This is a genomic window from Erwinia sp. SLM-02, assembly GCF_037450285.1.
Classification (GTDB): domain Bacteria; phylum Pseudomonadota; class Gammaproteobacteria; order Enterobacterales; family Enterobacteriaceae; genus Erwinia.
Genome location: NZ_JAQISN010000001.1, coordinates 2,367,583 through 2,389,628, shown reverse-complemented (window position 1 = coordinate 2,389,628; position 22,046 = coordinate 2,367,583). Strand labels below are relative to the sequence as shown.

The 22,046-nt window shown below is 56.5% G+C and carries 17 protein-coding genes; 13 read left to right on the top strand and 4 right to left on the bottom strand.

Going from position 1 to position 22,046, the window contains the following annotated elements:
* Positions 1-4: 4 nt before the first annotated feature.
* Positions 5-1,066 (bottom strand): YeiH family putative sulfate export transporter, encoded by a 1,062-nt coding sequence (locus tag PGH32_RS11070; protein WP_337894054.1) that lies wholly within the window; start codon positions 1,064-1,066, stop codon positions 5-7.
* 163 nt (positions 1,067-1,229) lie between these two features.
* On the opposite strand from PGH32_RS11070, the gene yieE reads away from it, so the two are divergent.
* From yieE to cirA, 5 genes are all read left to right on the top strand, one after another.
* The gene (gene yieE, locus PGH32_RS11065) at positions 1,230-2,096 is read left to right on the top strand and encodes a DNA-binding transcriptional regulator YeiE (RefSeq protein WP_337894053.1); all 867 of its coding nucleotides are present in this window, start codon (positions 1,230-1,232) and stop codon (positions 2,094-2,096) included.
* 170 nt (positions 2,097-2,266) lie between these two features.
* Positions 2,267-3,733, top strand: a complete 1,467-nt coding sequence (locus PGH32_RS11060) for an amino acid permease (protein ID WP_337894052.1) — start codon at positions 2,267-2,269, stop codon at positions 3,731-3,733.
* Positions 3,734-3,912: 179 nt separating this feature from the next.
* Positions 3,913-4,995 (top strand): FecCD family ABC transporter permease, encoded by a 1,083-nt coding sequence (locus PGH32_RS11055; RefSeq protein WP_314420654.1) that lies wholly within the window; start codon positions 3,913-3,915, stop codon positions 4,993-4,995.
* Entirely contained in the window at positions 4,995-5,780 is a 786-nt protein-coding gene (locus PGH32_RS11050) for an ABC transporter ATP-binding protein (RefSeq protein WP_314420653.1), read from the top strand. The genes PGH32_RS11055 and PGH32_RS11050 overlap by 1 nt, the downstream gene beginning before the upstream one ends.
* A gap of 176 nt (positions 5,781-5,956) precedes the next feature.
* The gene (cirA, locus tag PGH32_RS11045) at positions 5,957-7,936 is read left to right on the top strand and encodes a catecholate siderophore receptor CirA (RefSeq protein ID WP_337894051.1); all 1,980 of its coding nucleotides are present in this window, start codon (positions 5,957-5,959) and stop codon (positions 7,934-7,936) included.
* A 45-nt stretch (positions 7,937-7,981) separates the two neighbouring features.
* Here cirA and fghA read toward each other — a convergent pair whose 3' ends face one another.
* The 3 genes from fghA to ptrR all read right to left on the bottom strand — a co-directional run bounded on the left by fghA (position 7,982) and on the right by ptrR (position 11,002).
* Positions 7,982-8,824, bottom strand: a complete 843-nt coding sequence (gene fghA, locus PGH32_RS11040; protein WP_314420649.1) for an S-formylglutathione hydrolase — start codon at positions 8,822-8,824, stop codon at positions 7,982-7,984.
* Positions 8,825-8,914: 90 nt separating this feature from the next.
* On the bottom strand, positions 8,915-10,039 hold the full coding sequence (locus tag PGH32_RS11035) for an S-(hydroxymethyl)glutathione dehydrogenase/class III alcohol dehydrogenase (RefSeq protein ID WP_337894050.1): 1,125 nt from the start codon (positions 10,037-10,039) through the stop codon (positions 8,915-8,917).
* A gap of 84 nt (positions 10,040-10,123) precedes the next feature.
* Positions 10,124-11,002 (bottom strand): putrescine utilization regulator PtrR, encoded by an 879-nt coding sequence (gene ptrR / locus PGH32_RS11030; protein ID WP_337894049.1) that lies wholly within the window; start codon positions 11,000-11,002, stop codon positions 10,124-10,126.
* Positions 11,003-11,102: 100 nt separating this feature from the next.
* On the opposite strand from ptrR, the gene PGH32_RS11025 reads away from it, so the two are divergent.
* The 8 genes from PGH32_RS11025 (at position 11,103) to PGH32_RS10990 (ending at position 21,973) form a co-directional block, all read left to right on the top strand.
* Complete coding sequence (locus tag PGH32_RS11025) at positions 11,103-12,239, top strand: YbfB/YjiJ family MFS transporter (protein WP_337894048.1); 1,137 nt, start codon at positions 11,103-11,105, stop codon at positions 12,237-12,239.
* Between the two features lie 125 nt (positions 12,240-12,364).
* Entirely contained in the window at positions 12,365-13,030 is a 666-nt protein-coding gene (gene folE / locus PGH32_RS11020) for a GTP cyclohydrolase I FolE (RefSeq protein WP_314420644.1), read from the top strand.
* A 104-nt stretch (positions 13,031-13,134) separates the two neighbouring features.
* Positions 13,135-14,313, top strand: a complete 1,179-nt coding sequence (yeiB, locus tag PGH32_RS11015; RefSeq protein WP_314420643.1) for a DUF418 domain-containing protein YeiB — start codon at positions 13,135-13,137, stop codon at positions 14,311-14,313.
* 136 nt (positions 14,314-14,449) lie between these two features.
* A complete protein-coding gene (galS, locus tag PGH32_RS11010; protein ID WP_314420641.1) occupies positions 14,450-15,490 on the top strand; it encodes an HTH-type transcriptional regulator GalS in 1,041 nt (346 codons plus the stop codon).
* A gap of 303 nt (positions 15,491-15,793) precedes the next feature.
* Complete coding sequence (gene mglB / locus PGH32_RS11005; protein ID WP_314420639.1) at positions 15,794-16,789, top strand: galactose/glucose ABC transporter substrate-binding protein MglB; 996 nt, start codon at positions 15,794-15,796, stop codon at positions 16,787-16,789.
* 73 nt (positions 16,790-16,862) lie between these two features.
* The gene (gene mglA, locus PGH32_RS11000) at positions 16,863-18,383 is read left to right on the top strand and encodes a galactose/methyl galactoside ABC transporter ATP-binding protein MglA (protein ID WP_314420637.1); all 1,521 of its coding nucleotides are present in this window, start codon (positions 16,863-16,865) and stop codon (positions 18,381-18,383) included.
* A 19-nt stretch (positions 18,384-18,402) separates the two neighbouring features.
* Entirely contained in the window at positions 18,403-19,413 is a 1,011-nt protein-coding gene (gene mglC, locus PGH32_RS10995; protein WP_314420634.1) for a galactose/methyl galactoside ABC transporter permease MglC, read from the top strand.
* A gap of 703 nt (positions 19,414-20,116) precedes the next feature.
* A complete protein-coding gene (locus PGH32_RS10990) occupies positions 20,117-21,973 on the top strand; it encodes a hypothetical protein (protein WP_337894047.1) in 1,857 nt (618 codons plus the stop codon).
* Positions 21,974-22,046: the final 73 nt, after the last annotated feature.

The following is a 22,046-nucleotide window of genomic DNA, read 5'->3' as shown; positions in this document are numbered from 1 at the left end:
CGGATTATGCCATCAAATGGCCTGCCAGCAGGTTAATCGCACCGCCGCCCACAATCAGCCAGAGAAACAGCAGCAGGCCCAGCAGCAGCGGTCGCAGTCCGGCACGTTTCAGGTGGGCCAGGCGGGTGGTGATGCCCAGCGCGGCCATCGCCATTGCCAGCAGCAGGTTGTCCAGCTGGTTTATCGCGCTGACGATGGTTTCCGGCAGGAGGTGAAAAGAGTTAAACAGCGCCACCAGAATAAACAGCAGGGCAAACCAGGGAAAGCTCACCCCTGAAGCCTGCGCGCCGTGCGCAGCAGGGCGCAGGCGTTTCATCTGCGCGCTGAGGATCAGCAGAAACGGGGCGAGCATCATCACCCGCAGCATTTTTGCAATCACCGCCGCATTTTCCGTCGGCGTGCCGAGCGTATGCCCGGTCGCGACAACCTGCGCGACCTCATGCAGGGTGGAACCGATATACACGCCGAAGCTTTCCGCCGTCACCGCAGGAAACAGCGCCGCCGCCAGCGGATAAAGCAGCGGGTAAATAAAGATAGCCAGCGTACCGAACACCACCACGGTAGCCACGGCGACGGTGACTTTAGCCGGGTCCGCTTTGATCACCGGCTCGGTTGCCAGTATCGCCGCGGCACCGCAGATGCTGCTGCCCGCGCCGATCAGCCACACGGTTTCGCGATCCAGCTCAAAAACTTTACGCCCCAGCCAGCAGGCGAGGTAAAACGTTGAGCCGAGAATCAGCATATCAATCACAATACCGCTGATGCCCACATCGGCAATCTGCTGGAAGGTCAGGCGAAAGCCGTACAGCACAATCCCCGCGCGCAAAAGTTTTTGTTTGGCGAATGCCACTCCGTTGTCGCAGGGGCGGTTAATATAGGGATAGACCGTATTGCCAATAAGGATACCGAATACGATAGCCAGCGTCAGTGCACCCAGCCCCAGGCCGCTGAGATGCGGGTTGCTGCCGGCAAAAATGGCCAGGGCGGCAATGCCCAACGCCAGTGCCAGCCCGGGGACAGGCAGTACGAACGGCGGCAGGGGTTTGTGGCAGGTCATATCGGTCATATCGATCTCTCCTTAAAAGCCATGAAGATCATGCAGGCATCTTGCTTAAAAGAGAAATTGATTATATTTTTAATATAAACCACTATAAGTGTTAAGCGGCGTTGGCAGGGGGCTGTAGTCGCAACACGCTTGTCAGGTCGTACCTGGATATAAAGGAAGGATTATGCATATTACGTTACGCCAGCTGGAAGTGTTTACCGAGGTGCTCAAAAGCGGATCAACGACCCAGGCCTCTCAGGTGCTGGCCCTGTCTCAGTCAGCGGTCAGCGCTGCGCTGGCCGATCTGGAGGGCCAGCTTGACGTTAAGCTTTTCGATCGCGTTGGCAAACGGCTGGTGATTAACGAGCACGGACGCCTGCTGTATCCCCGCGCCGTCGGTCTGCTGGAGCAGGCACAGGAAATCGAACAGCTTTTTCGGGAAGACAACGGAGCGCTGCGCATTGCCGCCAGCAGCACTATCGGCAACTATCTGCTGCCGGGAATGATCGCCCACTACCGCCGTGATTTCCCCACGCTGCCGCTGGAGCTGAGCGTCGGAAACAGCCAGGAGGTCATTAACGACGTGGCGGATTTCCGCGTGGATATCGGACTGATTGAGGGGCCGTGCCACATGCCCGAGCTGATCACCGAACCGTGGATGGAGGACGAGCTGGTGGTCTTTGCCGCGCCGGGTGCGGAGATCCTCAGCCAGCCGGTGACGCTGCAGAGCCTGGCGGCTGCGCCGTGGATCCTGCGCGAGCAGGGATCGGGTACGCGGGAAATCGTCGATTACCTGCTGCTGTCGCATCTGCCGCAGTTCGAACTGGCGCTGGAGCTGGGTAACTCCGAGGCGATAAAAAATGCCGTGCGGCACGGAATGGGCATCAGCTGCCTGTCGCGCCGGACCATTTCCGAGCAGCTGGAGCTGGGCACGCTGGTGGAAGTGCCGCTGCCGTTACCGAAACTGAAGCGCACGCTGTACCGCATCTGCCACCGCCAGAAGCATCTGTCGAAAGCCCTGAGCCGGTTTCTCAGCTACTGCAAAGAGTAATATCAGGCCATTGCGGGTGAGGCGGGTAAGCCGCCGACGCGATCATCACGCCTTATTCTAATGATCGCCGGACGATCATGAAGCTAACTTATAACGTCGCGTTATCGCTATACGCTCACCGGTAGTTTGTTACAATCGCGCCTCATTTTAGAAAAGCACAGCGATTAAACATGGATCATGACATAAAAACAACACAACAGCCTGGGTTAAGGCGTGAACTCAAAGCTCGTCACTTAACGATGATCGCCATTGGCGGTTCAATCGGTACCGGTCTCTTCGTCGCTTCAGGCGCAACTATTTCTCAGGCAGGACCGGGCGGGGCGCTGCTTTCCTACGCGCTGATCGGCCTGATGGTCTATTTCCTGATGACCAGCCTCGGTGAGCTTGCCGCGTATATGCCGGTATCCGGCTCATTTTCAACCTACGGTGCCAAATACGTAGAAGAAGGCTTCGGCTTCGCGCTGGGCTGGAACTACTGGTACAACTGGGCGGTGACCATCGCCGTTGACCTCGTGGCCTCACAGCTGGTGATGAGCTGGTGGTTCCCGGACACCCCGGGCTGGATCTGGAGTGCGTTATTCCTCTGCGTGATCTTCCTACTTAATTATATTTCGGTGAAAGGCTTCGGTGAGGCGGAATACTGGTTCTCGCTGATTAAAGTGGCCACCGTGATTATCTTTATAATTGTCGGCGTGGCTATGATCGTAGGCATTTTCCGCGGCGGCGAAAGCGCCGGCTGGCACAACTGGCAGATTGGCGATGCGCCGTTCGCCGGTGGCTTTGCGGCGATGATCGGCGTGGCGATGATTGTCGGCTTCTCCTTCCAGGGCACCGAACTGATCGGTATTGCCGCCGGTGAATCGGAAGACCCGGGTAAAAATATCCCGCGCGCGGTGCGTCAGGTGTTCTGGCGTATTCTGCTGTTCTACGTTTTTGCGATTCTGGTGATCAGCCTGATCATCCCGTATACCGATCCCAGCCTGCTGCGCAACGACGTGAAAGATATCAGCGTCAGCCCGTTCACCCTGGTGTTCCAGCACGCGGGCCTGCTGTCGGCGGCGGCGGTGATGAACGCGGTGATCCTGACGGCGGTCCTGTCTGCGGGTAACTCCGGCATGTACGCTTCAACGCGCATGCTCTACGCCCTGGCCTGTGATGGCAAAGCGCCGCGTATTTTCAGCAAGCTGTCGAAGGGCGGGGTGCCGCGCAACGCGCTGTTAGCGACCACCGTGATCGCCGGTCTGTGCTTCCTGACCTCGATCTTTGGCAACCAGACCGTGTACCTGTGGCTGCTGAATACATCAGGGATGACCGGGTTTATCGCCTGGCTGGGTATTGCCATCAGCCACTATCGTTTCCGCAGGGGCTACGTGGCTCAGGGGCGGGATCTGGCCGACCTGCCTTACCGCTCCGGCTTCTTCCCGCTGGGGCCGATTTTCGCCTTTGTCCTGTGCCTGATCATTACGCTTGGCCAGAACTATCAGGCGTTCCTCGCCGACACCATTGACTGGTACGGTGCGGCGGCAACCTATATTGGCATTCCGCTGTTCCTGATTATCTGGTTCGGCTTTAAGCTGACGCGCAAGACGCGCTTTGTGAAATACAGCGAGATGGATTTTCCCAAATTCGATAAGTAATACTGTTGAATTACACCCAGGGCGCGAATTTCGCGCCTTTTTTTTATTCCTCACGCCGCGTTACAAATATTATTGATAAGTATTATCATTAGCTTTCTTTTTCTCTCCATAATTTCTACAATCTTGCCTTTCTCCCAGGCCAGGGAACGATCCGGGGCTTCCCCGAACAGGTATTGAAGATGAGTGTGACCCACGATCCCGTAAAGCTATCCGCAGTGACGCCGCCCGACAGTGCAATGGGGCGCTATCACCGGGTACTGAAACACCGCTATCTGATGATGGGGGTGCTGTTTCTGGCGATCGTTGCCTCACTGATCCTCGACTTCACCCTTGGCCCATCGGGCCTCACGCTGCACGCGCTGTGGCAAACCCTGCTTTCTCCTGAATCCGTTGATGCCGGTACCCGGGTTATCGTCTGGGATATCCGCCTGCCGTATGCGCTGATGGCGGTGGTGGTGGGCCTCGCGCTGGGGCTGGCCGGGGCAGAAATGCAGACCATCCTCAATAACCCGCTGGCCAGTCCGTTTACGCTCGGCGTCTCTTCCGCCGCCGCCTTCGGGGCCGCGCTGGCCATTGTGCTGGGCATCGGTATTCCGGGCATCCCCGACCAGTGGTTTATCTCCGCCAACGCCTTCGTCTTCGCGCTGTTTGCCGCGCTGATGCTGGACGCGGTCACCCGCTGGACCAAAGTGGCCACCTCCGGGGTGGTGCTGTTCGGCATCGCGCTGGTGTTTACCTTCAATGCGCTGGTGTCGATGATGCAGTTTATCGCCAGCGAAGACACCCTGCAGGGGCTGGTGTTCTGGACCATGGGCAGCCTGGCGCGTGCCTCGTGGGACAAGCTGGGCGTGCTGTGCCTGGCGCTGCTGGTCCTGGTGCCGCTGTCGCTGCTCAGTTCGTGGAAGCTGACGGCGCTGCGCCTGGGTGAAGATCGCGCGGTCAGCTTCGGCATCGACGTGCGTCGCCTGCGCCTGGCGACGCTGCTGCGCATCAGTATTCTCTCCGCGCTGTCGGTGGCGTTTGTCGGGCCGATTGGCTTTATCGGCCTGGTGGCCCCACACATCGCGCGAATGATTTTCGGTGAGGATCACCGCTTCTATCTGCCGGCCAGTGCGCTGACCGGGGCGCTGGTGCTGTCGATGGCCTCCGTCGTCTCGAAGAACATTATCCCCGGGGTGATCATTCCCGTTGGCATCGTCACCTCGCTGGTCGGCGTGCCGTTCTTCCTGAGTATTATTCTGCGCCATCGGGGGAATATCTGATGCAGGGACTGAAAATCAGCGGCTTTAACGCCGGCTATCCGAAGCGCCAGATCATCACTAACCTCAACGTGCCCCTGCTGCCGCGCGGGAAAATCACCGTACTGCTGGGGCCAAACGGCTGCGGTAAATCAACGCTGCTGCGTTCGCTGGCGGGCCTGAACCGTGCAAAAGGTGAAATGTGGCTTAACGGTGAAGAGCTGATGACGCTGCCGTTTGCCCAGCGCGCCAGCCGCGTGGTGTATCTGCCGCAGTCGCTGCCTGCCGGGGTACATCTGCACGTGCTGGAGTCGATTATTGTCGCCCAGCGGGCCACCGGCGGGCGCAGCAGCGCGGCCAGCGAAGCCGAAGTGATGGAGCTGCTGGAGCAGCTGGGCATTGCGCATCTGGCGATGAGCTATCTGGACCAGCTTTCCGGCGGGCAGAAGCAGCTGGTCGGGCTGGCGCAGTCGCTGATCCGCCGCCCGGGCCTGCTGCTGCTTGATGAGCCGCTCAGCGCGCTGGATTTAAATTATCAGTTCCACGTGATGGAGCTGGTACGCCGCGAAACGCAGAAGCGGAATATCGTCACCGTCGTGGTGGTGCACGATATCAATATCGCGCTGCGCCACGGTCAGCATGTATTAATGCTGCAAAATGGTGAACTGATTGCGGATGGTTTACCGGAAGACGTGATTACTCCGGAGAGTCTTGCGCGCGTGTATGGCGTTCGTGGTCGAATTGAACGCTGTACGTTGGGAACGCCGCAGGTGTTAATCGATGGATTAGTTGAAGCACCCTCTTTTTAGTTCTGGCAAGTGCGCGCCGGGGCCCGCCCAGCCCCGGTAAATTAACGCGCAGGGCACGCATCACTTAACCGGAATATAACCGGAAAACCGAGCGGATAAACTCCGCCGATTGAGTCAGAGACGGTTTTTGCCGTCATCATTTTATTTGTTACTGCTTTGCATACATGGAGAAAGTTATGTTTAGGTTGAACCCTGTAATGCGCGGGGGCCTCTGCGCGTCTGTTATTATGATGTCCTTCCCGCTGCTGGCTGAAGACGTTGAAGCTGATGAAAAACAACGTGAACAGCAGATGGTGGTCACCGCTTCGGCAACCGAGGTGAATCTGAAAGATGCGCCTGCCAGTATCAGCGTGATCACCGCCGAAGATATCCAGCGCCGTCCGGTGCAGAATCTGCGCGATGTGCTGCGTGACGTTCCGGGCGTGCAGCTGACCAACGAGGGCGATAACCGCAAGGGCGTCAGCCTGCGCGGCCTTAACAGCAGCTATACGCTGATCCTGGTCGACGGCAAGCGCGTGAACTCGCGTAACGCCGCCTTCCGCCACAATGACTTTGACCTGAACTGGATCCCGGCCGATGCCATTGAGCGCATCGAAGTGGTTCGCGGGCCAATGTCATCGCTGTACGGTTCCGATGCGCTGGGTGGCGTGGTGAACATTATTACCCGTAAAGTCGGCAAAGACTGGCACGGTACGCTAAGCGCCGACACCACGGTGCAGGAACATCGCGATCGCGGTGACAGCTACAACGGCGGCTTCTTCACAAGCGGCCCGCTGATTGACGATCTGCTGGGCGTGAAGGTCTACGGCAACCTCGGCAAGCGCGAAAAAGACAAACAGCAGCAGTCCGACACGGCGGCTAACGGCCTGTCGCCGCGCATTGAAGGCTACACCAACCGCAACACCAACGTGGAGTTTGCGCTGACCCCGACCAAAGAGCAGGATATCAGCCTCGGCTACGGCTTCGACCGCCAGGACCGTGATTCCGACTCGCTGGATAAAAACCGCATCGAACGCCAGAACTATTCTCTTGGCCACAACGGCCGCTGGGACTGGGGCAACACCGAGCTGCGCTTCTACGGCGATCGCGTTGAAAACTACAACAGCAGTACCGGAAACGCCGTAGCGAGAAACAACTCGCTGGACGGTAAGCTGGTCCTGCCGCTGGCGGACATCAACCAGATGCTGACCTTCGGGGGCGAAGTGCGCCACGATAAGCTGGAGGACAGCGGCACCCTGAAAGGTAGCGGCAAAACCTCCGCCAGCCAGTACGCGCTGTTTGTGGAAGACGAGTGGCGGATTATTGACTCGCTGGCGCTGACCACCGGCGTGCGTATGGACGATCACCAGACCTTCGGCGATCACTGGAGCCCGCGTGCCTACCTGGTGTATAACGCCACCGATACCATCACCGTGAAGGGCGGCTGGGCCAACGCCTTTAAAGCGCCTTCACTGCTGCAGCTCAGCCCGGACTGGCAGAGCGGTTCCTGCCGCGGCAGCTGCACCATTGTCGGCAGCAAAGAGCTGAAGCCGGAAACCAGCGAAAGCTTTGAACTGGGCCTGTATTACGCCGGGGAAGAGGGGCTGCTGGACGGCGTGACCGGCAGCGTGACCGCCTTCCAGAACAACGTTGACGATATGATCGATATCGCCCGTACGGCCAACATCGGCCTGGCGCCGAGCTACCCTAACTATGTTGGTATCGTCGACGGCAAGCCGGTGTTCCGCTACTACAACGTCAACAAGGCGCGCATTACCGGTGTGGAAACCGAGATGACGGTGCCGTTCAACGACCAGTGGAAGCTGACGCTGAACTACACCTACACCGACGGGCGCAACCTGAGCGGCGGTGGCAATAAACCGCTGCAGGAGCTGCCGCTGCACACCGCCAACAGCACCCTGGACTGGAAGCCGCTGCAGGACTGGTCATTCTTCCTGCAGGCTAATTACTCCGGTCAGCGTCGTTCGCTGACCGCAGACGGCCCGACGCCGGGTGGCTACGTGCTGTGGAATACCGGGGGATCCTGGCAGGCGACCAAAGCCGTTAAGCTGCGCGCCGGGGTGATGAACCTGGGGGATAAAGATCTGAACCGCGATGACTACACCTTCAACGAAGATGGCCGTCGCTACTTCGCTGCGGTGGATTACTCCTTCTGATTTCCGCAGGGGCCAGCGGTGCAAGCCGCCGGCCCCGTTTAACTTTTACACCAACAAATACCTGGCGTGGAAGCGCAAATGGTCCTCGACGAAGCTGCTGATAAAGAAGTAGCTGTGGTCGTAGCCCGGCTGCACCCGCACGGTCAGCGGGAAATCCACCTCACGGGCAATCTCCTCCAGGCGTTCAGGCCGTAGCTGATCGGCAAGGAACTGATCGCTGTCGCCCTGATCGATCAGCACCGGTAACTGGTTAGCGCTGTTGCGCATCAGCCAGCAGCTGTCGTACTCCTTCCAGCTCTCCATATCATCGCCCAGATAGGCGCGGAACGCTTTCTGTCCCCACGGCACCTCCAGCGGATTGACGATCGGTGCAAACGCGGAGGCCGAACTGAAGCGTCCCGGATTGCGCAGCGCAATGGTCAGCGCACCGTGGCCGCCCATTGAGTGCCCCATAATCGCCTGACGGTCGCTGACGCTGAAGTTGCCGGCAATCAGCGCGGGCAGCTCGCTGTTGATGTAGTCGTACATCTTAAAATTCGCCGACCACGGCGCCTCGGTGGCGTTGAGGTAAAAACCCGCGCCCTGGCCGAGATCGTAACCATCATCGTTAGCCACGCCCTCACCGCGCGGGCTGGTGTCCGGCATCACCAGCACCAGGCCCAGCTCCGCCGCGACGCGCTGCGCCCCGGACTTCACGCTGAAGTTTTCATCAGTGCAGGTTAAACCGGCAAGGCACCAGACCACCGGCGGCGGGGTGCCGTCTTTCGGGCCGGGTAAGAAGATGCTGAAGGTCATGGTGCAGTTAAGGCTGGTGGACTGATGGCGATAGCGCTGCTGCCAGCCGCCGTACAGCCGGTGTTCTTCAAGTAGCTCCAGAGTGGATGGCATGTATCCTCCTGATGGGTTCTGCCGTCGTTCAGAATCAGGCCCGCCGCGGCGGGCCCGTTAACTGACTATAGCTTACCGGTGCGCGGCTTATTATTTGTTGAAATGCACCACGGTACGGATCGACTTGCCGGAGTGCATCAGCTCGAACGCCTCGTTGATGTCTTCCAGCGGCATGGTGTGGGTAATAAAGTCGTTCAGCTGGAATTCGCCGTTCATGTAGCGATCGACGATGCCAGGCAGCTGCGAGCGGCCCTTCACGCCGCCGAAGGCGGAACCGCGCCACACGCGGCCGGTCACCAGCTGGAACGGACGGGTAGCGATCTCTTCGCCCGCACCGGCCACGCCGATAATCACCGATTCGCCCCAGCCTTTGTGGCAGCACTCCAGCGCGGAACGCATCACGTTGACGTTGCCGATGCACTCGAAGGAGAAGTCGACGCCGCCGTCGGTCATCTCAACGATCACTTCCTGAATCGGCTTGTCGAAATCTTTAGGGTTGATCAGATCGGTCGCACCCAGTTTGGTCGCCAGATCGAACTTGCTGGTGTTGATATCAATACCGATGATGCGGCCGGCTTTCGCCATTTTTGCGCCGATAATCGCCGACAGGCCGATACCGCCCAGGCCGAAGATGGCCACGGTGTCGCCTTCTTTCACTTTCGCGGTGTTCAGCACGGCACCCATACCGGTGGTGACGCCGCAGCCCAGCAGGCAGACTTCTTCCAGCGGCGCTTCTTTGCTGATTTTAGCCAGCGAGATTTCCGGCACCACGGTGTACTCGGAGAAGGTCGACGTCCCCATGTAATGGAAGATCGGCTGACCGTCTTTGAAGAAGCGGGTAGTACCGTCCGGCATCAGACCTTTACCCTGGGTGGCGCGGATCGCCTGGCAGAGGTTGGTCTTGCCGGACAGACAGAATTTACATTTGCCGCATTCCGGGGTGTACAGCGGGATCACATGATCGCCCACGGCGACGCTGGTCACGCCTTCGCCCACGGCTTCCACCACGCCGCCGCCTTCGTGGCCCAGCACCGCCGGGAACACGCCTTCAGGATCTTTACCCGACAGGGTATAGGCGTCAGTATGGCATACGCCGGTCGCGGTGATGCGCACCAGCACTTCACCTTTCTGCGGCGGCATCAGATCCAGTTCTTCAATCTTCAGCGGTTCACCGGCGGCCCAGGCTACGGCGGCACGTGTTTTAATCATTTGCATTTCAGGCTCCTGTCTGTCACTCCGATCCGGTGAATTCCGGTCGTGAGCAGGGTGTTTAAGGTTAAGGGGAAGTAATAAGCCCGATCAGTCGCTGGACTTATTATCAAACTGTTCAATAATCAGGTACTTCAGCGCTTCAACATTCGGCGTGAAGGCATCGCGCCGCCACACCAGCCGTGTATCGGTATCGCGAAATTCCGCCGGCAGCGGATGCTGGCGCACGCGTTCATGGCCCGGCAGCAGCGTCAGCACGCCTTCCGGCAGCAGGGCGATGCCGCCGCCGCTGGCGACGCAGGCCAGCATGGCGTGATAGGACGGAATATCCATCACCGGCCCGTGCTGCACGCCGTCGGCAAGAAACCAGTTTTCAAAGCGCTGGCGGTAAGAGCAGCTGGGACGAAAGGTAAACAGCGTGGCACCGGCTGTGTCCGCCGGGCGGGTAATTGGCGGGTGCTCAAGGCTGGAGATCAGCACCAGCCGTTCTGAAAAGGCCACGCAGCTGTTCAGCTCGTCCATATTGACCGGCCCGTCGGAGAGCGCGGCGGCCAGCGTTCCGGCCCGCACCTGTTCCAGAATTTCGCCGGAGGTGCCGGTGGTCAGCGACAGCGTAACGTTTTGATAGCGGTGATGGAATTCGGCCAGCAGCGCGGGCAGGCGGCTGGCGGCGGTGCTTTCCATCGAACCTAACGCAAAGTGTCCGGCGGGTTCACCGCTGTGGGCCATCGCCATCGCCTCGGCGCTCAGTGCCAGAATACGCTGTGCGTAGCAGAGAAAGTTATGGCCCATCGGCGACAGGCGCAGGCGCTGCTTTTCACGTATAAACAGATCCGTACCCAGTTCCTCTTCCAGCTGGCGCAGGCGAGTGGTGAGATTAGAGGGCACGCGGTTAAGCTGTTCGGCCGCGCGGACAACGGAGCCGCTGTCGGCAACGGCGCAGAACATTTTAAGCTGGGTCAGGTCCATATTCTTTTTTCGTAAGCAACTTAGTGTGAATTATTCACTTTTTGAGAGTTTACCGATCGCATAGACTACTGGCAATGAAAATCGGGCACGGGAGAGCAAAATGGCAGTTCGGGTTGCATTCAGCGCATTTCTGACGCTGGTGGTAGCGATGGGGATCGGGCGCTTTGCCTTTACCCCCCAGGTTCCTTTAATGATAGACGATCGCCAGCTGACGCTCACCAGCGCTGCGGTGGTTGCCGCCTTAAACTATCTCGGCTACCTGTTTGGATCCTATGACGCGATGCGCGCCACCCGCCGGGTGGAGTGGCGCCTGCAGACCGGGATCTGGGGCGCGGTGGCGCTGACGCTGCTATCCGCCTGCGTTGCGGGGCCGTGGTGGCACGGCGTGGTGCGTTTTCTTATCGGCTGGGCCAGCGGCTGGGCGATGGTGCTGATCGCCGCGTGGAGCAATGAACAGCTGCACCACTACGGGCGGCCGGGCCTGAGCGCGGCGGTGTTTGCCGGGCCGGGCACCGGGATTTTCCTCAGTGGTATGCTGGCGGTAGTGCTGCATCACTGGCAGATCGGTGCCGCCATGGCCTGGCTGGCCTACGGCGTGATGGCGCTGCTGCTGGTGCTGCCTATCGCCCGCAATCTGCCGCGCAGCGGCCAGCTGCACCGCCCGGAAACCGCGCCGGAGCCGCTGAAGCTGACCGCCGGCCTGAAAAAACTGGTGTGGAGCTACAGCCTGGCCGGCTTTGGCTACATCCTGCCGGCGACGTTCCTGTCGCAGATGGCGGCGGCGCGCTTCCCGGGCAGCGCCTTTGCGCAGTTTGCCTGGCCGGTGTTCGGCGGGGCGGCGGTGCTGGGCATTCTGGCGGGCATCCTCACCCGCCGCTATGGTCACAGCAACCGGCGGCTGGCCTGCGTGCTGGTGCTGCAGGCGATTGGCGTATTCGCGTCCGACATGCTGCCGGGGATCGGCGGGCTGGTACTGGGCGCGGTGCTGGTCGGCGGCGGGTTCCTCTGCGTGGTGCAGCTTTCCCTGCAGTACGGTCGCGAACTGGCACCGTTGCATACCCGCTATCTGGCCGGGCTGCTGACCACCGGTTATGCCCTCGGTCAGCTGGCGGGGCCGCTGCTGTCGGCGATATCCACCGCGCTAACCGGGCGGCTGGAACCGGCGCTGTACGTGGCGGGCGTGGCGCTGCTGGCGGCGGCCGCGCTGGTCTGGCGGCGCGATGCGGCGGCTGAATGAAACTGTTTCATCGACAATTAAATTGATTCACTGGATCGCGCGCCGAATGTATTACAAAATACCGCCTCAGAAATTTCGCCGGGCCCGTTGCGCCCGGCTGGTCACCTGCTGGAGAAGAAAATCACATGGCGACGTTGAGTCAGGAAGCCGCACTTGTTCATGAAGCACTGCTTGCTCGTGGGCTGGAAACCCCGTTACGCGCTCCCGTGCGTGAAATGGATGACGAAACCCGCAGACAGCTGATTGCCGGCCATATGACCGAAATTATGCAGCTGCTGAACCTCGATCTGGAAGATGACAGCCTGCGCGAAACCCCGCAGCGTATTGCCAAGATGTACGTGAACGAAGTGTTTTCCGGTCTGGATTACGCCAACTTCCCGAAAATCACCGTGATCGAAAATAAAATGAAGGTCGATGAGATGGTGACGGTGCGTGACATTACGCTGACCAGCACCTGTGAGCATCACTTCGTGATTATCGACGGTAAGGCCACCGTGGCCTACATCCCGAAAGATAAGGTGATTGGCCTGTCGAAGATCAACCGCATCGTGCAGTTCTTCTCCTCGCGCCCGCAGGTGCAGGAGCGCCTGACGCAGCAGATCCTCGTGGCGCTGCAAACCCTGCTCGGCACCACCAACGTGGCGGTGTCCATTGACGCGGTGCACTACTGCGTGAAGGCGCGCGGCATTCGCGATGCCACCAGCGCCACCACCACCACCTCTCTGGGCGGGCTGTTCAAGTCCAGCCAGAATACCCGGCAGGAGTTCCTGCGCGCGGTACGCCACAGCTGATTGACAGCCTGAGGCGACATCCTGCACTGTAGGGGCAGGCCGGTTCAGCCGGTCTGCCCGTTGTCGATTCACGCCCGGGCGACCGGAAGAGATGCCCCCCCTGGATGAATGCACCCGTAACCCGTATTGCCACGCTGGATTTTATCCGCGGGGTCGCCATTCTCGGCATTCTGTTACTCAATATCACCTCGTTTGCCTTACCGAAAGCCGCCTACCTGAATCCGGCCTGGCACGGCATGCCCGCTGCCTCCGAGCTGTGGGTCTGGTCGGCGATGGATCTGCTGGCGCAGGCTAAATTTCTGACGCTGTTCGCCATCCTGTTCGGCGCCGGATTACAAATGCTGCTGCCGCGCGGCAGGCGCTGGCTGCAGTCGCGGCTGTCGTGGCTGGTGATCTTCGGGCTGCTGCACGGTCTTCTGTTCTGGGAAGGGGATATCCTGCTGGCTTACGGCCTGGTCGGGCTGGTGGTGTGGCGGATGATCCGCGATGTGCCCGGCACGCGGCAGCTGTTTAACACCGGACTGATGCTGTATGTGGTCGGCAGCGCCATTCTGGTGGTGCTGGGAATGGCCTCGGGTCCGAATCCCAACAGCTCGTGGCTGCCCGGTGCCGCCGACGTGCAGTATGAAACCTTCTGGCGCACCCACGGCGGCGGGGAGGCGCTGCGCAACCGGCTGGATATGCTCGGTTCGGCGCTGATGGCGCTGGCCGCGCAGTACGGCTGGCAGCTGGCGGGCCTGATGATGTGCGGTGCGGCGCTGATGCGCAGCGGCTGGCTGCGGGGCACGTTCAGCGTGCAGCACTATCGCCGCACCGGCTGGCTGCTGGTGCTTGCCGGGGTGGCGATTGAAATCCCGTCGATTGCGCTGCAGTGGATGACCGGCTGGAGCTTCCGCTGGTCGGGCTTTTTCCTGCAGGTGCCGCGCGAAGTCAGCGCGCCACTGCAGGCGCTGGGCTATGCCGCGCTCTGCTTCGGCTACTGGCGGCAGCTCCATCAGCGCTTTATCACCCGAGCGGTGAGTGCCGTAGGCCGGATGGCGCTGAGCAACTATCTGTTACAGACGCTAATCTGCACCACGCTGTTTAACCATTTTGCGCTGTTTAACCACTTCAGCCGCCTGCAGCTGCTGGCGATTGTCCCGGCCGTCTGGCTGGTTAACCTGCTGTTTTCACTCTGCTGGCTGCGTATGTTCCGCCAGGGGCCGCTGGAGTGGCTGTGGCGCAGGCTGACGTCGCTGGGACTCACGCCGCGGGCAGAAGATGACAGGCATCACAAAGGTTAAAAGTTTGTATGTAACCGTTTTCAGGCGTGTGACGTAATTCACGAAGATGGCGTGGCCTGGCTGACAAAATAGACGGCAGAAATGCGTTGAAGTCAGGAAGGGCTATGCAAAATCTAATCTTCTGCGGTAATCGGTCATGATTACCATTCGTGATGTGGCCCGTGAGGCGGGCGTCTCCGTGGCAACCGTCTCCCGCGTGCTGAACAACAGCGCTGCCGTCACCGGTGAAACCCGCGAGGTGGTCCTCAAAATCGTTGAGCAGCTGGGCTATCGCCCGAACGCCAACGCGCAGGCGCTGGCCAGCCAGGTCAGCGATACCATCGGCGTGGTGGTGATGGACGTGTCCGACCCCTTCTTCGGCGCGCTGGTGAAAGCGGTGGATACCGTTGCCCAGCGCCTGCATAAGCACGTACTGATTAACAACTCCTATCACCAGGCCGATAAAGAGCGTCACGCCATTGAGGTGCTGATCCGTCAGCGCTGTAACGCCCTGATCGTGCACGCAAAAGCGCTTGGCGATGACGAACTGTCGTCGCTGATGCAGCAGGTGCCGGGGATGGTGCTGATTAACCGCATCGTGCCCGGGTTTGCCCACCGCTGCGTGTGCCTGGACAACGTCAGCGGCGCGCTGATGGCCACCCGCATGCTGTTACAGCACGGGCATCAGCGCATCGGCTATCTGGGGTCGGCACACCCGATTGAAGATGACGATCAGCGCCGCCACGGCTGGATGCAGGCGATGAACGAGCAGGGGATCACTCCCGCCGAGAGCTGGTCCGCCTGCGGTGAACCGGATTTACAGGGCGGAGAAGCGGCGATGGTTGAGCTGCTGGGGCGCAATCTGCAGCTCAGTGCGGTATTCGCCTACAACGACAGCATGGCCGCCGGCGCGCTGGCGGCGCTGAAGGACAACGGTATTGCCGTGCCGTTACAGCTTTCCGTCGTGGGGTTTGACGATATTCCAATCTCGCGGTATACCGATCCCCAACTGAGTACGGTTCGATATCCTATTGTTTCTATGGCAAAACTTGCCACCGAGCTGGCGCTGAAGGGGGCGGCGGGGCAGCTGGATCACAGCGCCCAACACTGCTTTATGCCGACGCTGGTGCGCCGTCATTCGGTGGCGCTGCGGCAAAATGTGTCGGCCGTCACTAACTCAGGCGATTTGCTGGTGTAACCGTTTTCAATCTGTGAGTAAATTCACAGTTAATTAACATGGCCTTCTCTATGATGGCAGCGTCTGCAGGGGCTGAAACATGATGTAACGACGGGGCTGGCTTTCTCACTGTCGTTATCAGCCCCGCTCGGTAAGTTTACATACAGCATTCAGGAAGCCTTTCCGCACACGGACGTCGGGTTTGGTGTTAGCCATAGTCGGCCCGCGCAACAACATCTGTTTCGCCGCCCACGAATCGATCGCCACGCGTGCACACGTGCCCGCTTTGCGTGAGTACTACCCTACAAAAAAACCGGAGATACCATGAATAAGAAGGTTTTCACTCTTACCGCCCTGGTCGCCAGCATGATGTTTGGCGCTGCTGCTCACGCTGCTGATACCCGTATCGGCGTGACCATTTATAAGTATGACGACAACTTTATGTCGGTGGTGCGCAAGGCCATTGAGAAAGAAGCCAAAAACAGCTCCGACGTTCAGCTGTTGATGAATGACTCCCAGAACAGCCAGTCAACCCAGAACGACCAGGTTGACGTGATGGTGGCGAAAGGCGTGAAGGCGCTGGCCATCAACCTGGTTGACCCGGCGGCGGCTGACGTGATCATCAGCAAAGCAAAATCCAACGATATCCCGGTGGTGTTCTTTAACAAAGAGCCATCGGCAAAAGCGCTGGCCAGCTATGACAAAGCTTACTACGTCGGTACTGACTCTAAAGAGTCCGGCGTTAAGCAGGGCGAGCTGATTGAAAAACACTGGAAGGCGAACCCAGCCTGGGATCTGAACAAAGACGGCCAGATCCAGTTCGTACTGCTGAAAGGCGAGCCGGGCCACCCGGATGCCGAAGCGCGTACCAAATACGTGATCGATACCCTGAACAAAGACGGCCTGAAAACGCAGCAGCTGCATCTGGATACCGCGATGTGGGATACCGCTCAGGCGAAAGATAAGATGGATGCGTGGCTCTCTGGCCCGAACGGCAACAAAATCGAAGTGGTGATTGCCAACAACGATGCGATGGCGATGGGTGCCGTTGAAGCCCTGAAGGCACATAACAAGTCATCCGTACCGGTGTTCGGCGTGGATGCGCTGCCGGAAGCCCTGGCGCTGGTGAAATCCGGTGCGATGGCCGGTACCGTGCTGAACGATGCGGATAACCAGGCGAAAGCCACCTTCGATATGGCGAAAAACCTGGCGGCGGGCAAACCGGCGACGGAAGGCACCAACTACAAACTGGAAGGTAAAGTGGTTCGCGTCGCTTACGTTCCTGTCGATAAAGACAATCTGTCACAGTTCGCGAAATAAGTATCACCTGGTGCGGAGCGTCCTGCTCCGCACCAGGCGTTGAATCAGGTCACCCTTTCAGCCAGGTAGAATTATGGGCAGTGATAACGTGCAAACGCAGCGCGAATATTTGCTGGAGATGACGGATGTCAATAAGTCATTCCCGGGAGTTAAAGCGCTCGATAATGTGAATCTAAAAGTCCGTCCGCATTCAATTCACGCCTTGATGGGGGAGAATGGTGCCGGAAAGTCGACCTTATTAAAATGCCTGTTTGGCATTTACAGTAAAGACTCGGGGAGCATTATTTTTCAGGGGGAGGAAGTTAATTTCAAAAGCTCTAAAGAGGCGCTGGAAAACGGCGTGTCGATGGTGCATCAGGAATTAAACCTCGTTCTGCAGCGTACCGTCATGGATAACATGTGGCTTGGCCGTTATCCTAAAAAAGGTTTCTTCGTCGATCAGGATAAAATGTATCGCGACACGAAAGCGATCTTCGACGAGCTGGATATTGATATCGACCCGCGTGACAAAGTGGTATCACTTTCCGTTTCGCAGATGCAGATGATTGAAATTGCCAAGGCTTTTTCCTATAACGCCAAAATCGTTATTATGGATGAGCCAACGTCATCGCTGACCGAAAAAGAAGTTAACCACCTGTTTACCATTATTCGTAAACTGAAGGATCGCGGCTGCGGCATTATCTATATCTCACATAAGATGGAAGAGATCTTCCAGCTGTGTGATGAAATCACCATACTGCGCGACGGCCAGTGGATTGCCACCCAGTCGCTGGAAGGGCTGGATATGGATAAGATTATCTCCATGATGGTCGGTCGTTCGCTTAACCAGCGCTTCCCGGATAAGCACAACGTACCGGGGGAAACCATCCTGGAAGTGCGTAACCTGACCTCGCTCCGCCAGCCGTCGATTCGCGACGTTTCCTTCGACCTGCGCAAAGGAGAAATCCTCGGTATCGCCGGGCTGGTGGGGGCCAAACGTACCGATATCGTTGAAACGCTGTTCGGCATCCGTGAGAAGTCTGCGGGCACTATCCGCCTGCACGGCAAGCCGATTAAAAATAACAGCGCCAACGAAGCCATTAACCACGGCTTTGCGCTGGTGACCGAAGAGCGTCGCTCAACCGGTATTTACGCCTATCTGGATATCGGCTTTAACTCGCTGATTTCGAATATTCGAAAATATAAAAATAATATTGGCCTGCTGGATAACAGCCGGATGAAAAGTGATACCCAGTGGGTGATTGACTCCATGCGGGTGAAAACCCCGGGGCATAAAACCTCTATCGGGTCGCTTTCGGGCGGTAACCAGCAAAAAGTGATTATCGGCCGCTGGCTGCTGACCCAGCCGGAAATATTAATGCTGGATGAACCGACGCGCGGTATTGACGTTGGGGCGAAGTTTGAAATTTACCAGCTGATTGCCGAGCTGGCGAAGAAAGATAAGGGAATCATTATTATCTCCTCGGAAATGCCGGAGTTGCTGGGTATTACCGATCGGATACTGGTAATGAGTAATGGCCTGGTTGCAGGCATTGTCGAAACGAAAAACACCACGCAAAACGAAATATTGCGTTTGGCATCGTTGCACCTTTAATGATGTAAGGGCTGTTACTATGAATGCAGTGAATAAAAAGAATGCGCTCACCTGGTTAAAAGAGGGCGGGATTTACGTGGTGCTGCTGGTCCTGCTGGCGGTGATCATTATCCAGGATCCGACGTTTTTAAGCTTGATGAACCTGAGTAATATTCTGACCCAGTCCTCCGTGCGCGTGATTATCGCGCTGGGCGTGGCGGGGCTGATTGTTACCCAGGGTACTGACCTGTCTGCCGGTCGCCAGGTGGGTCTGGCGGCGGTGGTGGCGGCGACGCTGCTGCAGGCGATGGATAACGCCAATAAGGTGTTCCCTCATCTGGAAACCATGCCGATTGCGCTGGTTATCCTGATTGTCTGTGCGGTGGGTGCGGTGATTGGCCTGGTGAACGGCCTGATTATTGCCTACCTCAAGGTGACGCCGTTTATCACCACCCTGGGCACGATGATTATCGTTTACGGCATCAACTCGCTGTACTACGACTACGTTGGCGCCTCGCCGGTGGCCGGTTTTGACGAGAAGTTCTCCACCTTTGCGCAGGGCTTTATCCGCCTGGGTGACTTCAAACTGTCCTACATTACCTTCTACGCGATTATTGCCATCTTCCTGGTGTGGATCCTGTGGAACAAAACCCGCTTCGGTAAAAACATCTTCGCCATCGGCGGCAACCCGGAAGCGGCGAAAGTCTCCGGCGTTAACGTTCCGTTCAACCTGATCCTGGTTTATGCCCTGTCCGGCGTGTTCTATGCCTTCGGCGGGATGCTGGAAGCGGGCCGCATCGGCTCCGCCACCAACAACCTCGGATTTATGTACGAGCTGGATGCGATTGCGGCCTGCGTGGTGGGCGGCGTGTCGTTTGCCGGCGGCGTGGGGACGGTTGCGGGCGTGGTGACCGGGGTGATTATCTTTACGGTCATCAACTACGGCCTGACCTACATCGGCGTGAACCCGTACTGGCAGTACATCATTAAGGGCGGCATCATCATCTTCGCGGTGGCGCTGGATTCCCTGAAGTACGCGCGTAAGAAGTAATCTGTAATCTGAAAGGGCAGTACTATCGAATAGTTAAAAGGTAGTTTCCAGGCTAGAGGACAGTTTGAATATCCGCAACTTCGAATGGGGTTGCGGTTTTTTTTTGTTTATATTTCAATATTATAAGAATTTTTCATAGCCCATCTCTGTTATAACCAACGTTCATCATTTCCAATGTCGTGATACGAATAGTTACCGTTTACCTTCTTCAATAAACCTTTGTTGTCATGCAAAGTAATCGCCTTTTCACATACGATTTGTTCCTTCGACTTCAAGGTATTAGGCAAAAAATTGAGTTTTTTCATGGTGCTAGCTATTTTTAGCCTTAGAAATATTCTATTTATTTTTGTTTATAATCAATGGGTTATTAAGGTTTTTTTCTTGAGTTATGTTGTATTTAAGTGCTAATTATCAGGAAATTTCTGTTAACGATAAAATACAGAGTATGCTGATGACCGGTTTGGCTGTAAGCAGTTAACATTGCATAGTGTTGAAACCCAATTCCAGAGAGCAGTGCTGAATTATGGCTATATCACGAAGAAGTATTTTGAGTAGAGTACTCCCCTCGACACTCCTGACATTGTTCTGCAGTGGGAAAGCATTGGCGAGTCCTACTGATGGCGATGGGATAACGAGTAACCCAAACGTTGTTCCTGTCAGGTCCTCACCTGAGAGCATCGATGGTTCAGGAAAACAGAAGTTAGTGGATAATACTGACTTACAACAGGTGCTTAGCTATCCAGATGGCGCAAAACTTATCGGTAGATGCCCTGACATTCAGACTTTGCGTACGATTGAACCTTCAGTACAGGGGCAGAGAATTGAAGTCGTAAGCTACAACGCTGGCTGGAATATTACAGAAGTCGGTCCTGTTGGTGGTGGTGAGTTTTACTTTGATGCCAATGACACTACGTCATCAGATAACGGTATTACTATTTTTGTCACTGCTAGCGGTCATCGCTGGAAGCGCTATAGTTCCAACAAGAAAATTCTTCTGCAATGGGCTGGATTAACTGACGGGATGGATCTGTCTGCGCCATGGCAAAAGGCTATTGATATTATTGCCGAGCAAGCAAAAAAAAAGAAATCTGCTGCCAACCTACCTGTTATTTACATTGAACCAGGTGAATACCGTTTTCTTTCTGGTGTAACTCATTACAACTTCATAAGTACCGTATTTAATGGAGAGGTAAGAGCCAAATCTGAGATATTCGATGCTACACCTGCCGTATGGATTCGAGGTCTGCCATTATTCCGCGATCAGCAGATTGGTGGAAAAACATGGTCTGGATTTTTTAATTTGTTGGGGCCTGGTCGTAGTGCACATCCCGACACGCTGGGTCTTAAGATCGGCAATGATGCAGAGCACTATTACTCCAAAGATGGTACTGGAGAGTCAGTGTGCTCCCTTGATGGGTTCCGTATCACACAGTTTGGTACTGGAGTGGGCTTCACGGGATATGATAGTTACTTGCACTCATTCACCAATTTCAGGATTGGGTTATGTCGCACAAACGTTTCAACACTTGATAACGTGATTCAGAATTCAGGTGAACGAATAACGTTTTTGAACGGTACAATATGGGGTGGCGGCGAAGCTAACGGTGGGGTGTTTGTCAATAATGCACAGTTCGATCTTCAGTTCATAGCTGTTAGCTTTGATTATCTAAGAAGCTTTATCAAGTTGGGACCCTCTTGTGGTTGGTCGACTATTCTGTTAGATGCTTGCCACATGGAAGCGTATAACGATTATATTGTTGAATCTAATAGTCCTGTAAAAGCTGGCAACGTAGTCGTTAAATTACAAAACTGCGACTTCCTCAATACTGGAAACTACCGCTCGCACCGGGATAATTCACCTGATCGAAAATTGTTCAAGATTGAGTCGGGCGTGAGTGTGATACTTGACGGTATAAATAACCGTGTAACGGTACTGCCAACGAACGAAGACTTACTTATGTCGGATTCGCCGAACGTAACAGCTCTAAGTATTACCCGGATGATTTATCCTTCCATACCTAGTCCCGCACATATCAAAAATTTGGGTGCGCGATTTGAGCGTGAGAAAATTGGTTCTCTTACCAGTGCTAATGATTCACTGAAAGACTATTGTCTGGGAGATCAGCGGGGTTTCCCTTCCCTGGTTGTTGGTCAAATCAATGGAGCTAATGCCTTAATAGGTAAGATAGCTGTTGGCGAAACTAACGGGTTTATAGCTATTAAGGCACTCGAATTCATGCCAGTAGAACGTCGTAGTCAGTATATGCTGTCAGCGGCAATACAGTACAAAGACAGCCCTAAGATGAACGTACAGCATTTCATGAAGTGGTTCGATGCTGAAAAAAAATTGTTAAGCACAGATGACTATATTTATCATATGGCTCCGGCCATAGCGAATAAAAAAGCATCTAACTATGCAGAAGGTGGAGAGCGGTGCATCCCAACGTTCATGCCTTACCATCAGCCACCTGTAGGTGCGGTGTATATGTGTGCAGAGATTCATATTTTAAACATCAAATCAGATATTAATATTACTAACTTTATGGTGGGAGAGGTATGATTATTTCTGTGTAGGATGGGGGCGAGAATTATTTTATCAAAAGGTGATTTTATTAATCACAAGTACCTAGTAA

Coding starts and splice junctions, on each gene's coding strand:
- PGH32_RS11050 (WP_314420653.1), top strand. CDS start 4,995: ATGCAGGGACTGAAAATCAGCGGCTTTAACGCCGGCTATCCGAAGCGC.
- ptrR (WP_337894049.1), bottom strand. CDS start 11,002: ATGGACCTGACCCAGCTTAAAATGTTCTGCGCCGTTGCCGACAGCGGC.
- PGH32_RS11055 (WP_314420654.1), top strand. CDS start 3,913: ATGAGTGTGACCCACGATCCCGTAAAGCTATCCGCAGTGACGCCGCCC.
- galS (WP_314420641.1), top strand. CDS start 14,450: ATGATTACCATTCGTGATGTGGCCCGTGAGGCGGGCGTCTCCGTGGCA.
- cirA (WP_337894051.1), top strand. CDS start 5,957: ATGTTTAGGTTGAACCCTGTAATGCGCGGGGGCCTCTGCGCGTCTGTT.
- yeiB (WP_314420643.1), top strand. CDS start 13,135: ATGAATGCACCCGTAACCCGTATTGCCACGCTGGATTTTATCCGCGGG.
- fghA (WP_314420649.1), bottom strand. CDS start 8,824: ATGCCATCCACTCTGGAGCTACTTGAAGAACACCGGCTGTACGGCGGC.
- mglA (WP_314420637.1), top strand. CDS start 16,863: ATGGGCAGTGATAACGTGCAAACGCAGCGCGAATATTTGCTGGAGATG.
- PGH32_RS11060 (WP_337894052.1), top strand. CDS start 2,267: ATGGATCATGACATAAAAACAACACAACAGCCTGGGTTAAGGCGTGAA.
- mglB (WP_314420639.1), top strand. CDS start 15,794: ATGAATAAGAAGGTTTTCACTCTTACCGCCCTGGTCGCCAGCATGATG.
- yieE (WP_337894053.1), top strand. CDS start 1,230: ATGCATATTACGTTACGCCAGCTGGAAGTGTTTACCGAGGTGCTCAAA.
- PGH32_RS11035 (WP_337894050.1), bottom strand. CDS start 10,039: ATGCAAATGATTAAAACACGTGCCGCCGTAGCCTGGGCCGCCGGTGAA.
- folE (WP_314420644.1), top strand. CDS start 12,365: ATGGCGACGTTGAGTCAGGAAGCCGCACTTGTTCATGAAGCACTGCTT.
- PGH32_RS11025 (WP_337894048.1), top strand. CDS start 11,103: ATGGCAGTTCGGGTTGCATTCAGCGCATTTCTGACGCTGGTGGTAGCG.
- mglC (WP_314420634.1), top strand. CDS start 18,403: ATGAATGCAGTGAATAAAAAGAATGCGCTCACCTGGTTAAAAGAGGGC.
- PGH32_RS11070 (WP_337894054.1), bottom strand. CDS start 1,066: ATGACCGATATGACCTGCCACAAACCCCTGCCGCCGTTCGTACTGCCT.